Raw genomic sequence first — 13,661 nt, forward strand, 5'->3', positions numbered from 1 at the left:
GGTCACAGGGTTCGCAAGGCTCGCCCGCCTCCACTGGGGAAACGGGTCGGCTCTCTTTGTCTATTTCAGCGCTGTTCGATCGGCACGAACTGGCGCTGCTCGACGCCGACGTACTCGGCGCTTGGGCGAATGATGCGGTTGTTGGCGCGCTGCTCGAACACATGAGCGGCCCAACCCGTCAAACGCGAGCAGACGAAGATCGGGGTGAACAGCTTCGTTGGAATGCCCATGAAGTGGTACGCCGAAGCATGGTAGAAGTCGGCATTGGGGAACAGGCGCTTCTGCTCCCACATGGTCTTGTCGATGGCCTCGGATACCGGGTAGAGCACCTTGTCACCCACTTCGTCGGCCAGCTGTTTCGCCCAGCCCTTGATCACCTCATTACGCGGGTCGGATTCTTTGTAGATCGCATGACCGAAGCCCATGATCTTGTCCTTGCGCTCCAGCATGCGCAGCAGTTCAGCCGTTGCCTCTTGCGGGCTCTGGAAGCGCTCGATCAGCTCCATTGCCGCTTCGTTGGCGCCCCCGTGCAGCGGGCCGCGCAAAGCGCCGATGGCGGCGGTGATGCAGGAGTAGAGATCGGACAAGGTCGAGGCACATACACGGGCGGTGAAGGTGGAGGCGTTGAACTCGTGCTCGGCGTACAGAATCAGCGAAACGTTCATGACCTTGACGTGCAGCTCGCTCGGTTGCTTGCCGTGCAGCAGGTGCAGGAAATGGCCACCCAGCGTGTCTTCATCGCTGTTGCAATCGATACGCACGCCGTGATGGCTGAAGCGATACCAGTAGCACATCACCGCAGGGAACACAGCCAGCAGGCGGTCGGTCTTCTCGCGCTGAGCTTCGAAGGTCAGTTCGGGCTCCAAGGTGCCCAGCATCGAGCAACCGGTGCGCATCACATCCATCGGGTGTGCATCACGCGGGATGCGCTCCAGCACTTCCTTGAGCGCTTGCGGCAGGTCACGCAGGCCCTTGAGCTTGTGCTTGTAGTCGGCAAGTTCCGCCTGGCTCGGCAGTTCGCCGTACAGCAGCAGGTAGGCGACTTCCTCGAACTCGGCAGTGGCGGCCAGGTCACGCACGTCATAGCCACGGTAGGTCAGGCCGGCACCGGCCTGACCCACGGTCGACAAGGCGGTCTGACCGGCCACCTGACCACGCAGGCCAGCACCACTGAGTACTTTTGCTTCGGCCATGGTGTTTCTCCTTTCTTGAATTTGTTATGGAAATCTTGGCTGATTGGGCAGGTGCTGCTCAGCCCTTTTTCTGGGCGAACAACGCATCGAGGCTCTGTTCGAAGGCGTGATAACCGATGGCATCGTAGAGCTCCATGCGGGTTTGCATGGTGTCGATCACGTTCTTCTGGGTGCCATCGCGGCGCAGCGCGGTGTAAACGTTTTCGGCGGCCTTGTTCATGGCGCGGAATGCCGACAGCGGGTAGAGCACCAGCGATACATCGACCGAGGCCAGTTCCTCGGTGGTGTAAAGCGGTGTAGCGCCAAATTCGGTGATGTTGGCCAGAATCGGCGCCTTCACTCGGTCGGCGAACGTCTTGTACATCGAAAGCTCAGTGATGGCCTCTGGGAAGATCATATCGGCCCCGGCTTCGACGCAAGCAGCGGCGCGGTCCAACGCAGCGTTCAGGCCTTCCACTGCCAAGGCATCGGTTCGCGCCATGATCACAAAGCTGTCGTCGCTTCGCGCATCCACCGCCGCCTTGATACGGTCGACCATCTCCTGCTGTGAGACGATTTCCTTGTTCGGCCGGTGACCGCAACGCTTGGCGCCAACCTGGTCTTCGATATGAATGGCCGCCGCGCCGAACTTGCACATCGACCGAACGGTGCGGGCAACGTTGAAGGCCGAAGCGCCGAAACCGGTGTCGACATCCACCAGCAAGGGCAGATCGCACACGTCGGTGATACGGCGTACATCGGTCAGCACGTCATCCAGCCCACTGATACCCAAGTCTGGTAGGCCGAGCGAGCCTGCGGCAACCCCGCCTCCGGACAGATAGATGGCCTTGAAACCGGCACGTTTGGCCAGCAACGCATGGTTGGCATTGATTGCACCGACCACCTGCAGGGGGTGCTCGGCGGCAACGGCGTCGCGAAAACGCTGACCGGGGGTGCTCTTCACAGTCATTTCTCACCTCGTGGGCTATTGTCGTTGGCGTCCAGGTAGTGACGCTCGATATTGCGCTTGGACGCACCGATGTGGCGGCGCATCAGGAGTTCGGCCAGCTCGCCGTCGCGGCCTTCGATGGCATCGAGGATGCGGTGATGTTCGGCAAAAGCCTGGTGGGGGCGGTTGGGCGTGGCGGAAAACTGGATGCGGTACATGCGCACCAGTTGGTACAACTCACCGCAGAGCATCTTTACCAACGTCTGGTTGCCACTGCCGTGAATGATCCGGTAGTGGAAGTCGTAGTCGCCTTCTTGCTGGTAATAGCCTAGCCCAGCCTGAAAGGCAGCATCGCGCTCGTGGGTATCGAGCACCCGGCGTAGCTCGTCGATGTCAGCCTGGCTCATGCGCTCGGCCGCCAGGCGGCAAGCCATGCCCTCGAGGGACTCGCGGATTTCGTACAGCTCGATCAGCTCGGCGTGGCTTAGCGACACTACCCGCGCGCCCACATGGGGTACACGCACCAGCAGGCGCTGGCCCTCCAGACGGTGTATCGCTTCACGCAGCGGGCCGCGGCTGATGCCATAGGTACGGGCCAGCTCAGGTTCGGAAATTTTACTGCCAGGGGCGATGTCGCCTTTGACAATAGCCGCCTGGATGCGCCGAAAGACGTTCTCCGACAAGGTTTCCGTTTCGTCCGAGTCAGCCGGAATAGGGGTGGATAGGTCCAGCATATTGTCGACACCTTTCGAATCGCCTGAGCAGAAACTAGCGAATTAGTGGCGGAGAGTCAAAGCACAAAAGAATATTGTCGACAATCGTCTAATGCAGAACTTACCCATCCATAGCGTTGTCAGATCGCGGCACGCTGGCGTCAAGACGCCGGCATGGTAGAATGCCGCGCCTTCAATGGAGCATGGATAGTGCGCTTGTCATCAATTCATGTTGTTGACAGATGAACGAGGAAGCTTGCGCAGCCGTCGCCAGTCCCCTCTGCCCCGAACTCTGCACAGCTCAACACCGCGCCAGGATTATGAGACTCACACCCGTATTATTGTTGTTATGCCTCACCTTGCTGCCGGCCTATGGCCAGGCCGCGGGCAAAACCGTTTATGGTTTGAACGAATACGCACGGCTCGGCGATCTGGACTTGGAAGTAGCCGCCAAGCTCGACACCGGAGCCAAGACCGCGTCGCTCAGCGCCCGCGACATCAAGCGCTTCAAGCGCAATGGTGAGAGCTGGGTACGCTTCTATCTGGCCATCGATGCCGCCCACTCGCATCCCATCGAGCGCCCCTTGGCGCGTGTCAGCAAGATCAAACGCCGGGCCGGCGACTATGATGCAGAATCCGGCAAGGCGTACACGGCTCGCCCAGTGATCGAACTTGAAATTTGCATGGGCCAGGCCCGGCGCACCATCGAAGTCAACCTCACCGACCGTAGCGCTTTCCAGTTCCCGCTGCTGATCGGCTCCGAGGCGCTCAAGCACTTCGACGCCCTGGTCGACCCAAGCCTTAAATACGCGGCCGGCAAACCTGCCTGTGCCAAAGACGCTCCCAAAGCAGAGTAATTCCGATGCGCTCTCTTACCCTCCATCTGAAAGTCCTGATCACCGTACTGGTGTTGCTCGGCGTTGCGGTCACGGCCTATCAGATATTCGTGCTCGGCATTCCAGTGACCGAAGACGAAACTGACGACTTGTGGAACATCGACGCCAAGGTTGAGTTCGTCGCCAGCGCCAAAGACCCGGTCAAGATCCAGATGTTCGTACCGCCTTTGAACCGTGACTATGTCAGCCTCAATGAGAGCTTCATCTCCAACAACTACGGCGTGAGCATCAATCGCGTCGACGGCAACCGCAAGGTGACTTGGTCGGCGCGGCGTGTCAGTGGCAATCAGACGCTGTACTACCGCTTGGTGCTGACCAAGCGCTACAGCAGCGAAAAAGCCACCATCAAAGGGCCTACTTTCCGCGACAGCCTGGCCATCGATGGCCCGGAAAAGATCGCCGCCGAAGCCTTGATGGCCCCGATCCGCCAGCATTCGGCCGACGTCGAAACCTTCGTCAGCGAAACCATCAAGCGTGTCAACAACCTCAACGACGACAACGTCAAGCTGCTACTTGGCGGCGACACCTCGCCGATGAAAAAGGCCCAGGTCATCGACTTACTGCTGTCGATCGCCCATGTGCCGATGGAAAAAGTCCACACCATCCGCCTGATCGCCGATACACCGCAAACGCCTGAGCTGTGGCTGCGCAGCTTCAATGGTAACGACTGGCTGTACTTCAACCCGGATACCGGCGAGCAGGGCCTGCCGTCCGACCGCCTGCTGTGGTGGACCGGTGACGACAACCTGATCACCGTCGATGGCGGCAAGAAAGCCAACGTCACCTTCACCATGAACAACAGCGAGATGAATGCCATCCGCCTGGCCAAGCTGACCGACGAGAACACCGACGCGGACTTCCTGGAATACTCTCTGTACGGCCTACCGCTGCAGACTCAGCAAACCTTCATGATCATGGTGATGATCCCGATTGGCGTACTGGTCATTCTGATCTTGCGCAACCTGATCGGCATCCAGACCCTGGGGACCTTCACGCCGGTGCTGATCGCGCTGGCCTTCCGCGAAACCCAGCTGGGCTTCGGCATCGTGCTGTTCACGGTCATCACGGCGCTGGGCTTGTCGCTGCGCTCTTACCTGGAACACCTGAAGCTGCAGATGCTACCGCGCCTTTCGGTGGTACTGACGTTCGTGGTGGTACTGATCGCTGCCATCAGCCTGTTCAGCCATAAGCTGGGCCTTGAGCGCGGCCTGTCGGTGGCGCTGTTCCCGATGGTGATTTTGACCATGACCATCGAACGCCTGTCGATCACCTGGGAAGAACGCGGCGCTGGCCATGCCATGAAAGTGGCGATCGGCACCCTGTTTGCAGCGTCCCTGGCACACCTGCTGATGATGGTGCCGGAGCTGGTGTACTTCGTCTTCACCTTCCCCGCTGTGCTGCTGATTCTGGTGGGCTTCATGCTGGCGATGGGTCGCTACCGCGGCTACCGCCTGACCGAGCTCGTGCGTTTCAAGGCATTCCTGAACAAGGCTGACCACTGATGTTTGGCTTGATCAAGACATGGAAAGCCCTGGAGGCCCGGGGCATCATGGGTATCAACCGGCGTAACGCGGACTATGTACTGAAGTACAACAAGCGCAGCCTCTACCCGATTGTCGACGACAAGATCATCACCAAGGAGCGGGCCCTGGCTGCCGGCATCCACGTGCCGGAAATGTACGGCATCATCGAAACCGAGAAGCAGATCGACAAGCTTCACGAGATCATTGGTGGGCGCAGCGATTTCGTCATCAAGCCGGCGCAAGGTGCTGGCGGCGACGGCATTCTGGTGATTGCCGACCGCTTCGAGGACCGCTACCGCACCGTCTCGGGCAGGATCATCAGCCATGAAGAAATCGAACACCAGGTATCGAGCATCCTCACCGGCCTTTACTCGCTGGGCGGCCATCGTGACCGCGCGCTGATCGAGTACCGGGTAACGCCCGACCAGATCTTCAAGAGCATCAGCTACGAAGGCGTGCCGGACATCCGCATTATCGTGCTGATGGGTTACCCGGTCATGGCCATGCTGCGGCTACCCACGCGCCAGTCCGGCGGTAAGGCCAACCTGCATCAGGGCGCCATCGGCGTCGGCGTGGACCTGGCCACTGGCGTGACCCTGCGAGGCACCTGGCTGAACAACATCATCAGCAAGCACCCGGACACCACCAACGCGGTGGACGGCGTACAACTGCCGAACTGGGATGGGTTCATGAAACTGGCCGCTGGCTGCTATGAACTGTGCGGGTTGGGCTATATCGGTGTGGACATGGTTTTGGACCAAGACAAAGGGCCGCTGATTCTCGAGCTCAACGCACGCCCTGGCCTGAACATACAAATCGCCAACGACACTGGCCTGACTCAACGCACCCATGCGATCGAAGCGCACATCGAAGCACTGGCCAAAGACGGTATCGTCGAGACGCCCGATGAGCGGGTGCGGGTGGCGCAGAACCTGTTCGGGCACGTGCATCCGCGGTAAGTCGGGGCCGCAAAGCGGCCCTTGCTCAAACAGGCTGTTTTATGTCGCCCCAAAGCTAGGCGCGTTCCCTACACAGGTCTACAATCGCCGCCTCGCTTTTGTCATCGCCGCCCACACTGATGCCGACCTGTACGCTTCACCCCCTACCCTACCAGCCCGACCCGGCCGCCTACTTCGCCCCCTTGCGCGAGGCCCCCGGCGCGGTACTGCTTGACAGTGCGCGCCCCGGTGCCGAGCGTGGCCGTTTCGACCTGCTAAGCGCCTGGCCCGTACAGCAGCTGCAAGCTCAACCCAGCGAGCATGGCCGCGAGTTTCTCGAGCGTTTGCGCAACAGCCTTGCCCAGCTAGGCGATGCTACGTTGCCCGAAGGCCTCGAGCTACCCTTCGCAGGCGGCTTGATCGGCTACCTGAGCTATGACTTCGGTCGCCGGCTGGAGCACCTGCCCAGCCTCGCGGCCGACGACCTTGAGCTGCCCGACGCGCAACTGGGCCTGTACGCCTGGGCCATGGTCAGCGATCACCAGATGGGCACCAGTCAACTGGTGTTCCACCCAAGCCTGGCCAAAGCTGAACGGGAACGGCTGATCTGCCTGTTCGAAGCTGCAGCTCCGGCGCCTGGCGGTGACTTCCGCTTGCTCGCCGCCATGCAAGGCGACCTGCAACCTGCCCAATACAAGGCGGCCTTCGACCAGGTGCAACGCTACATACAGGCCGGCGACTGCTACCAGATCAACCTCACCCAACGTTTTCGCGCCCCCTGCCAAGGCGACCCCTGGCGCGCTTATCAGGCGCTGCGCAAGGCTTGCCCGACACCATTTTCCGGCTATCAGCAACTGGCTGACGGCAGCGCCCTGCTGAGTTTTTCACCCGAGCGTTTCATCCGCGTCAGCCAACGCCAGGTGGAAACCCGCCCCATCAAGGGCACACGGCCCCGCTCGGCCGACCCCGCCGAGGACGCACGCAATGCCCAGGAGCTGCGCCAAAGCCCAAAAGACCGCTCAGAGAACCTGATGATCGTCGACCTGTTGCGCAACGATTTGGGGCGTACCTGCGAGATCGGCTCAGTAAAGGTGCCAGAGCTGTTCAGCCTGGAAAGCTACCCCAACGTGCACCACTTGGTCAGCAGCATCACTGGCCAGCTGGCCTGCGACAAAGACGCCCTGGACCTGATTGGCGACAGCTTCCCCGGCGGCTCGATAACCGGCGCACCGAAGATCCGCGCCATGCAGATCATCGACGAGCTGGAGCCCACCCGCCGTGCGCTGTACTGTGGCTCGTTGCTGTATGTGGACGTACGGGGTGAGATGGACAGCTCCATCGCCATCCGTAGCCTGCTGATCAAGGATGGCCAGGCCAGTTGCTGGGGCGGCGGCGCGGTGGTGGCCGATTCCGACTGGCAGGCCGAATACGAAGAGTCTATCGCTAAGGTGCGGGTACTGATGCAGACGCTACAAAGCCTCTGAGGCCAAGGGCCAGGCGTCTGGCACGTCATTTTTTGTTACCATCACCCCACTACGAGCGCACAGCGCCACAGCCAAGATGGAAACCGCCTGATGAGCCAACCTTTCGACGTCGCCGCCCTGGCCGCGACCTATGCCAACAAGTCCCCGCAAGACATCCTCAAGCTCGCTTTCGAGCACTTTGGTGATGACCTATGGATTTCCTTCAGCGGCGCCGAGGATGTGGTGCTGGTCGACATGGCCTGGAAGCTGAACAAACAAGTCAAGGTCTTCAGCCTGGACACGGGCCGCCTGCACCCTGAAACCTACCGCTTCATCGACCAAGTGCGCGAGCATTACAACCTACCGATCGAAATCCTGAGCCCGGATCGCGCCAAGCTCGATCCGTTCGTGAAAGAAAAAGGTCTGTTCAGCTTCTACAAGGACGGCCACGGCGAGTGCTGTGGTATCCGCAAGATCGAACCCTTGCGGCGCAAGCTCGCGACCGTCAGCGCCTGGGCCACCGGCCAGCGCCGCGATCAGAGCCCAGGCACCCGTAGCCAGGTGGCTGCTCTGGAAGTCGACAGCGCCTTCTCCACGCCCGAGCGCACCCTGTACAAATTCAACCCTCTGGCGCAGATGACCAGTGAAGAGGTATGGGGCTACATCCGCATGCTGGAGCTGCCCTACAACAGCCTGCACGAACGTGGGTTCATCAGCATCGGCTGCGAGCCTTGCACGCGCGCGGTTCTGCCAAACCAGCACGAACGCGAAGGCCGCTGGTGGTGGGAAGAGTCAACTCAAAAAGAGTGTGGGCTGCACGCAGGCAATTTGATCAGCAAGGCATAGACGGCAAAGGCCAGCGGGCTCGCTTGAAGCCTGAGAAGCCACCGCGGGAGCAACTGCCTCATGGCCTTGCGCTGGCTTCTTCGCGCCTAAAACCGCCCACACGCAATCAAGATCAGCTGCGCTGAGAGCCTCCAATCAGTGCACGGGCAACTCGACGCCATCGAATAGCTCTTCGAGCTCCTGCTTGTTGTGGCACTGAATGGCCTTGGCCATCACTTCGCGGGTCAGGTGCGGAGCGAACTTCTCGATGAAGTCGCACATGAAGCCGCGCAGGAAGGTGCCACGACGGAAGCCGATCTTAGTGATGCTGGCCTCGAACAGCTCGCTGGCGTCCAGCGCAACCAGATCGTTGTCCAGCTTGGTATCCACTGCCATTTTCGCAACGATGCCCACACCCAGCCCCAAGCGCACATAGGTCTTGATCACGTCGGCGTCGGCGGCGGTGAACACCACTTTGGGCGTCAGGCCGCGATGATTGAAGGCTTCATCGAGCTTCGAGCGGCCGGTAAAGCCGAACACGTAAGTCACGATCGGGTACTCTGCGACCGCTTCCAGCGTCAACTTGGGCAGCTTGGTGAGCGGATGGCCCTGGGGTACCACCACGCAACGGTTCCACTTGTAACATGGCATCATGATCAAGTCGCCGAACAGCTCCAGCGCTTCGGTCGCGATGGCGAAATCGACAGTGCCGTCAGCTGCCATTTCCGCAATTTGCATGGGGGAGCCCTGATGCATGTGCAGGGCCACCTCCGGGTACTGCTTGATGAAGTTGCTAATGATAGGCGGCAGCGCGTAGCGGGCCTGAGTATGGGTGGTAGCGATGGACAGCGTGCCCTTCTTCTCGTTGGAGAATTCCTGGGCGATCTGCTTGATGCTCTCGACCTTGCGCAGGATCTCGCCAGCGGTATTGATGATGCGCTCACCGGCCGGAGTAACGCGGGTCAGGTGCTTGCCGCTGCGCGCGAAGACTTCTACGCCCAGCTCATCCTCGAGTAGGCGGATTTGCTTGCTGATGCCCGGCTGCGAAGTGTAGAGGCTTTGCGCCGTCGCGGAGACGTTGAGGTCGTGATGCGCCACTTCCCAGATGTAGCGCAGTTGTTGAAGCTTCATAGGTTTCCCTCGAATCGGCGGTAGGTCAGCAGCAGCGAGCAGTGACGAGATATAACTATATTAGTGGTTATCGAAATAAAACTAGAACTATTTTGTTACACGCGCCACGGAATCATCCGACCGTTTGCTTCACAATTTCCTACGCCCAAGGTGTTGGGATAACGGCACCATGTAGGCCGGTACTGGTGATAACTGGAGCAGGCGCACCGCCGTGCGACCGATCGGCACATCCACACCGGCCCCGGCACTGTGGCTGCCGAAGATCAGCAAATCGACGCTCAGTCGCTGCGCCTGCTCGAGAATGACCTGCGCCGGGTCACCCTGACGCACGCGCACTGTCTTGATCAACGCCAAATCTGCGTCCTCGCCCAATTCGTCACGAAAGTTTTCAAGGACCCGCTGTTCGATGTTAGCCATCACCGTGTTGACACCCTCGCTGTGCAATGCATCGAGCGTCTGTTCATCAAGGTAGCTTTGCAGCAAGGATTCGGCGAACTGGCCCATGGGCTCCACCGCGTGAATCACATAAAGCTCTGCACCGAAGGCGCGAGCCAAGGTCAGGGCGTGCTGCATGACAAAAGGGGCGTAGACACCGAGGTCAGTGGCGTACAGCATGGAGCGGATCATTCGACCTCCTCGACTGCCGTTGCGGCAGAGCAAGATTCAGCTTAGCAGCGCCCCGGCCCTGCGCTCTGCCATCCTGCGTGGTGGCGCTGCGGCCTGCTGCGCATCAGCACGAACGATTGGCCCGATCGATGAAGGTCAGGGCCCGGTGAAGCATCTGAATGCGCGCAAGGCTGCACCCAGCCGCCTGCGCGCGAGCCAAAGGCTCGGCATAGATTGCATCCAGCTCCAGCGGGCGGCGCTGAACATGATCGTGGTACATGCTCGGCCAGTAATCGGGCATCCGCTCGGTCATCAGCAGCAATTGCTCGGCATAACCTTCTGGAAGCTCATACCCGCACGCCGCCGCCCCCTGCACCACTTCAGCCATCAATGACTTGATCAATTCGCGACTGTCGGCATCGGCCATCAGCTGCTGAGTGCTGGCGCCGAGCAACACCGAAAGGCCGTTATAGGGCACGTTCCATACCAGCTTTTGCCAACGTGCTTGGCCCAGGTCAGCCATGGCCTGAGAATCGATGCCCGCCGCCCGGAACAGCCCGGCGCCGGCTTCGACTATCGCCGCGCCGCCATCATTGGCCGGCCCGCTGTGATAACCAAGGTTGACAGCACCCAACGCCTGGTGACGAATAATCCCCGGGGCTTGGCGATTGACGCAGATGAAACATAGGCCACCCAATAAGTGCAAATTGCCAGGCAGGCTGGCCCTCAATAGGTCTTCAACTCCCAAGCCATTCTGCAGCACCACCACCCTGGCATCGGCAGCGGCTGCCTGTTCGATCAGCGCCGCGAGCCCGGCACCACTGGTAGCCTTGGCACCGACCAACAGCCAATCACAGGGTGGCATGTCGGCAGCGCGAGCATAGGCCTTGACTGGCATGTGCAAGCTGCCAAGCTCGGCGTGTTCGAGCTTGAGGCCCTGCTCGCGCACCACCTCATATTCGCTGCGCAACAAGAAATGCACATCGAACCCGGCACGGGCAAGCATCAGACCATAGAAGCCACCAATGGCACCGCTGCCAATGATACCGATACGAAGGTTGCGAGCAGCCATGTGATTCTCCAGGACGGGTTGATGCGCTTTTTTACACCTTCTCAGGTCGCCTGGCACACACAAGCACGGCTTGCCCTGCCAAATCCCATTGTCGCGCCCTCTGTAACGCGCTAAGGTTCGGCTCCCCGCTGCGAACATTATTGCTGCTGGGCCGCACGGGGATTGCTGGCGGCCGGCACCCGTGACCTGACGAGTAACACGATGGCTGATTTACCGATCGACGACCTTAACGTTGCCTCCAACGAGACCTTGATCACCCCCGATCAGCTCAAGAAGGAAATCCCCCTCAGCGCCAAGGCTTTGCAGACCGTGACTGCGGGCCGCGAAGTGGTGCGCAACATACTCGACGGCAAGGACCATCGCCTGTTTGTGGTGGTCGGCCCCTGCTCCATCCATGACATCAAGGCCGCCCATGAATACGCCGAGCGCCTGAAGGTGTTGGCCGAGGAGCTGTCCGATACGCTGTACCTGGTCATGCGGGTGTATTTTGAAAAGCCGCGCACCACTGTGGGCTGGAAGGGCCTGATCAACGACCCTTACCTGGATGACTCGTTCAAGATCCAGGACGGGTTGCATATCGGCCGCCAGCTGCTGCTGGACCTAGCCGAAATGGGCCTGCCGACCGCAACGGAAGCGCTCGACCCCATCTCCCCGCAGTATCTGCAGGACCTGATCAGCTGGTCGGCTATCGGCGCTCGCACCACAGAATCGCAGACTCACCGCGAAATGGCCTCCGGGCTGTCCTCGGCCGTCGGTTTCAAAAACGGTACCGATGGTGGCCTGACAGTCGCCATCAACGCCCTGCAGTCGGTGTCCAAGCCGCACCGTTTCCTTGGCATCAACCAGGAAGGTGGCGTCTCTATCGTCACCACCAAGGGCAATCCGTATGGCCATGTGGTACTGCGCGGCGGTAATGGCAAACCAAACTACGACTCGGTCAGCGTCGCCCTCTGCGAACAGGATTTGGCCAAGGCCAAGATCAAGGCCAACATCATGGTCGACTGCAGCCACGCCAACTCCAACAAGGACCCGGCTCTGCAGCCGCTGGTGATGGAAAACGTCGCCAATCAGATTCTCGAAGGCAACCAGTCGATCATCGGCCTGATGGTCGAGAGCCATCTGAACTGGGGCTGCCAGTCGATCCCGAAAAACCTCGACGAACTGCAGTACGGTGTGTCGGTAACCGATGCGTGCATCGATTGGGCAGCCACTGAAAAGACCCTGCGCAGCATGCGCGCCAAGCTCAAGGATGTGCTTCCTCAGCGCAACCGCGGCTAAAAAAAGCGGGGCCAGACATGGCCCCGCTTTTTCGTTGTGTCATGCCTTGCTCGAATGGCGCTGCTGACGTTCCATGTAACGCTCAACGTATGAGCAGGAAGGGATCACCGTGTAACCCATCTGGTCGGCGTACTCGAGAGCCTTCTCGGTCAGCGCAGCTGCAATACCCCGACCGCGCAAGGCATTGGGCACGAATGTGCGGTAGATATCCAGCGTCTGCTTGCCTAGGTCCATGTACGTCAGGTAGGCACGATGACCGTCCACATTGGTTTCGAACTGATGACCGGCCTGGTCATGGTGGATGGTCAACGTTTCACTCATCACTACTCCTCGCAGGCCTTTCTGGCAGACCTTAACCTTAACCGCGTTGGCTTGTCCGGCGGAGGAACCTCAGCGCCACCCTCTAGGGCCTTTGACCCGACGCATTTACTAATGGTTCGTCCGAGCTGGCCACTCCAAATAGTAGGCACCATAAGCGCAAATGCTCAAGGTGGTTCGCTTTAAAAGTAGCAGAGGTTTGCTCTGAACCTCCGCGTAACAGAACCCGCAATAGCTGCCGGATGATGTTCTGCTTAAGACGCCTGGTGACACTGTAAGTCACCACTAGTTCAACAAAAAAGTTCCATCTCTACAGCCGGTTGCAGCCCCGATAGGTTTTTTTCACAATCAGCTCGAAAACCTTGACGGCGTCACCCTAGGCAACATTTTTTTTGCTGTTCTTGCGTTCGGTCAGTTTACTTACTACAAGTAATGGGTACTATGTACGCCGGCCAGTTTCTCTTTTCCGAGAGATGGCTATTTAATAGAAAGTCCTTGAAGGGGAACACGATGAACAACGTTCTGAAATTCTCTGCTCTGGCTCTGGCCGCAGTTCTGGCTACCGGTTGCAGCAGCGTATCCAAAGAAACCGAAGCTCGTCTGACTGCGACTGAAGACGCAGCAGCTCGCGCCCAAGCCCGTGCTGACGAAGCCTACCGTAAGGCTGACGACGCTATGGCTGCCGCTCAGAAGGCTCAGCAGACCGCTGACGAAGCCAACGAGCGCGCTCTGCGTATGCTGGACAAAGCCAGCCGCAAGTAATAATCCTTACGGATT

The 13,661-nt window shown here is 59.7% G+C and carries 14 protein-coding genes; 7 read left to right on the forward strand and 7 right to left on the reverse strand.

Going from position 1 to position 13,661, the window contains the following annotated elements; translation table 11 throughout:
• Positions 1 to 65 precede the first annotated feature (65 nt).
• The 3 genes from prpC to J5M56_RS01880 are packed head-to-tail and all read right to left on the reverse strand — an operon-like array spanning position 66 to position 2,855.
• Positions 66 to 1,193 carry a 2-methylcitrate synthase gene (gene prpC, locus J5M56_RS01870; RefSeq protein WP_060476792.1) on the reverse strand — a complete coding sequence of 376 codons (1,128 nt, stop codon included), beginning with the start codon at positions 1,191 to 1,193 and terminating at the stop codon, positions 66 to 68.
• A gap of 58 nt (positions 1,194 to 1,251) precedes the next feature.
• Positions 1,252 to 2,142 carry a methylisocitrate lyase gene (prpB, locus tag J5M56_RS01875; RefSeq protein WP_060476791.1) on the reverse strand — a complete coding sequence of 297 codons (891 nt, stop codon included), beginning with the start codon at positions 2,140 to 2,142 and terminating at the stop codon, positions 1,252 to 1,254.
• Positions 2,139 to 2,855 carry a GntR family transcriptional regulator gene (locus J5M56_RS01880; protein ID WP_060476790.1) on the reverse strand — a complete coding sequence of 239 codons (717 nt, stop codon included), beginning with the start codon at positions 2,853 to 2,855 and terminating at the stop codon, positions 2,139 to 2,141. Before J5M56_RS01880 ends, prpB begins: the two co-directional genes overlap by 4 nt.
• Before the next feature lie 299 nt (positions 2,856 to 3,154).
• Here J5M56_RS01880 and J5M56_RS01885 point away from each other — a divergent pair, with 299 nt between their 5' ends.
• The 5 genes from J5M56_RS01885 to J5M56_RS01905 all read left to right on the forward strand — a co-directional run bounded on the left by J5M56_RS01885 (position 3,155) and on the right by J5M56_RS01905 (position 8,500).
• A complete protein-coding gene (locus J5M56_RS01885; RefSeq protein WP_186476810.1) occupies positions 3,155 to 3,691 on the forward strand; it encodes an ATP-dependent zinc protease in 537 nt (178 codons plus the stop codon).
• 5 nt (positions 3,692 to 3,696) lie between these two features.
• Entirely contained in the window at positions 3,697 to 5,232 is a 1,536-nt protein-coding gene (locus tag J5M56_RS01890) for an inactive transglutaminase family protein (protein WP_060476788.1), read from the forward strand.
• The gene (locus J5M56_RS01895) at positions 5,232 to 6,212 is read left to right on the forward strand and encodes an alpha-L-glutamate ligase-like protein (RefSeq protein ID WP_060476787.1); all 981 of its coding nucleotides are present in this window, start codon (positions 5,232 to 5,234) and stop codon (positions 6,210 to 6,212) included. Before J5M56_RS01890 ends, J5M56_RS01895 begins: the two co-directional genes overlap by 1 nt.
• A gap of 119 nt (positions 6,213 to 6,331) precedes the next feature.
• Positions 6,332 to 7,675, forward strand: a complete 1,344-nt coding sequence (gene pabB, locus J5M56_RS01900; RefSeq protein ID WP_207869335.1) for an aminodeoxychorismate synthase component I — start codon at positions 6,332 to 6,334, stop codon at positions 7,673 to 7,675.
• Between the two features lie 90 nt (positions 7,676 to 7,765).
• A complete protein-coding gene (locus tag J5M56_RS01905; protein ID WP_207869337.1) occupies positions 7,766 to 8,500 on the forward strand; it encodes a phosphoadenylyl-sulfate reductase in 735 nt (244 codons plus the stop codon).
• A gap of 135 nt (positions 8,501 to 8,635) precedes the next feature.
• Here J5M56_RS01905 and cysB read toward each other — a convergent pair whose 3' ends face one another.
• The 3 genes from cysB to J5M56_RS01920 form a co-directional block, all read right to left on the reverse strand.
• Positions 8,636 to 9,610: an HTH-type transcriptional regulator CysB gene (gene cysB, locus J5M56_RS01910; protein WP_060476784.1), complete on the reverse strand. Its 975-nt coding sequence runs from the start codon at positions 9,608 to 9,610 to the stop codon at positions 8,636 to 8,638.
• 129 nt (positions 9,611 to 9,739) lie between these two features.
• Positions 9,740 to 10,237, reverse strand: a complete 498-nt coding sequence (locus J5M56_RS01915; RefSeq protein ID WP_207869339.1) for a universal stress protein — start codon at positions 10,235 to 10,237, stop codon at positions 9,740 to 9,742.
• A 103-nt stretch (positions 10,238 to 10,340) separates the two neighbouring features.
• Complete coding sequence (locus J5M56_RS01920) at positions 10,341 to 11,288, reverse strand: putative 2-dehydropantoate 2-reductase (protein ID WP_186476807.1); 948 nt, start codon at positions 11,286 to 11,288, stop codon at positions 10,341 to 10,343.
• A gap of 201 nt (positions 11,289 to 11,489) precedes the next feature.
• Between J5M56_RS01920 and J5M56_RS01925 the strand changes: the two genes are divergently transcribed.
• Positions 11,490 to 12,566, forward strand: a complete 1,077-nt coding sequence (locus tag J5M56_RS01925) for a 3-deoxy-7-phosphoheptulonate synthase (RefSeq protein WP_060476781.1) — start codon at positions 11,490 to 11,492, stop codon at positions 12,564 to 12,566.
• 39 nt (positions 12,567 to 12,605) lie between these two features.
• Here the strand turns inward: J5M56_RS01925 and J5M56_RS01930 are convergent, their stop codons facing one another.
• Positions 12,606 to 12,887 carry a GNAT family N-acetyltransferase gene (locus J5M56_RS01930; protein WP_027919638.1) on the reverse strand — a complete coding sequence of 94 codons (282 nt, stop codon included), beginning with the start codon at positions 12,885 to 12,887 and terminating at the stop codon, positions 12,606 to 12,608.
• 507 nt (positions 12,888 to 13,394) lie between these two features.
• Here J5M56_RS01930 and J5M56_RS01935 point away from each other — a divergent pair.
• Positions 13,395 to 13,646 (forward strand): Lpp/OprI family alanine-zipper lipoprotein, encoded by a 252-nt coding sequence (locus tag J5M56_RS01935; protein ID WP_003250288.1) that lies wholly within the window; start codon positions 13,395 to 13,397, stop codon positions 13,644 to 13,646.
• Positions 13,647 to 13,661: the final 15 nt, after the last annotated feature.

Origin of the sequence: Pseudomonas sp. 51_B (genome assembly GCF_017491595.1) — a bacterium.
Lineage (GTDB): Bacteria > Pseudomonadota > Gammaproteobacteria > Pseudomonadales > Pseudomonadaceae > Aquipseudomonas > Aquipseudomonas promysalinigenes.

What these genes read in the sequence shown, in the direction of transcription:
- prpC (WP_060476792.1), bottom strand. Translation starts at nt 1,193, where the DNA reads ATGGCCGAAGCAAAAGTACTCAGTGGTGCTGGCCTGCGTGGTCAGGTG.
- prpB (WP_060476791.1), bottom strand. Translation starts at nt 2,142, where the DNA reads ATGACTGTGAAGAGCACCCCCGGTCAGCGTTTTCGCGACGCCGTTGCC.
- J5M56_RS01880 (WP_060476790.1), bottom strand. Translation starts at nt 2,855, where the DNA reads ATGCTGGACCTATCCACCCCTATTCCGGCTGACTCGGACGAAACGGAA.
- J5M56_RS01885 (WP_186476810.1), top strand. Translation starts at nt 3,155, where the DNA reads ATGAGACTCACACCCGTATTATTGTTGTTATGCCTCACCTTGCTGCCG.
- J5M56_RS01890 (WP_060476788.1), top strand. Translation starts at nt 3,697, where the DNA reads ATGCGCTCTCTTACCCTCCATCTGAAAGTCCTGATCACCGTACTGGTG.
- J5M56_RS01895 (WP_060476787.1), top strand. Translation starts at nt 5,232, where the DNA reads ATGTTTGGCTTGATCAAGACATGGAAAGCCCTGGAGGCCCGGGGCATC.
- pabB (WP_207869335.1), top strand. Translation starts at nt 6,332, where the DNA reads ATGCCGACCTGTACGCTTCACCCCCTACCCTACCAGCCCGACCCGGCC.
- J5M56_RS01905 (WP_207869337.1), top strand. Translation starts at nt 7,766, where the DNA reads ATGAGCCAACCTTTCGACGTCGCCGCCCTGGCCGCGACCTATGCCAAC.
- cysB (WP_060476784.1), bottom strand. Translation starts at nt 9,610, where the DNA reads ATGAAGCTTCAACAACTGCGCTACATCTGGGAAGTGGCGCATCACGAC.
- J5M56_RS01915 (WP_207869339.1), bottom strand. Translation starts at nt 10,237, where the DNA reads ATGATCCGCTCCATGCTGTACGCCACTGACCTCGGTGTCTACGCCCCT.
- J5M56_RS01920 (WP_186476807.1), bottom strand. Translation starts at nt 11,288, where the DNA reads ATGGCTGCTCGCAACCTTCGTATCGGTATCATTGGCAGCGGTGCCATT.
- J5M56_RS01925 (WP_060476781.1), top strand. Translation starts at nt 11,490, where the DNA reads ATGGCTGATTTACCGATCGACGACCTTAACGTTGCCTCCAACGAGACC.
- J5M56_RS01930 (WP_027919638.1), bottom strand. Translation starts at nt 12,887, where the DNA reads ATGAGTGAAACGTTGACCATCCACCATGACCAGGCCGGTCATCAGTTC.
- J5M56_RS01935 (WP_003250288.1), top strand. Translation starts at nt 13,395, where the DNA reads ATGAACAACGTTCTGAAATTCTCTGCTCTGGCTCTGGCCGCAGTTCTG.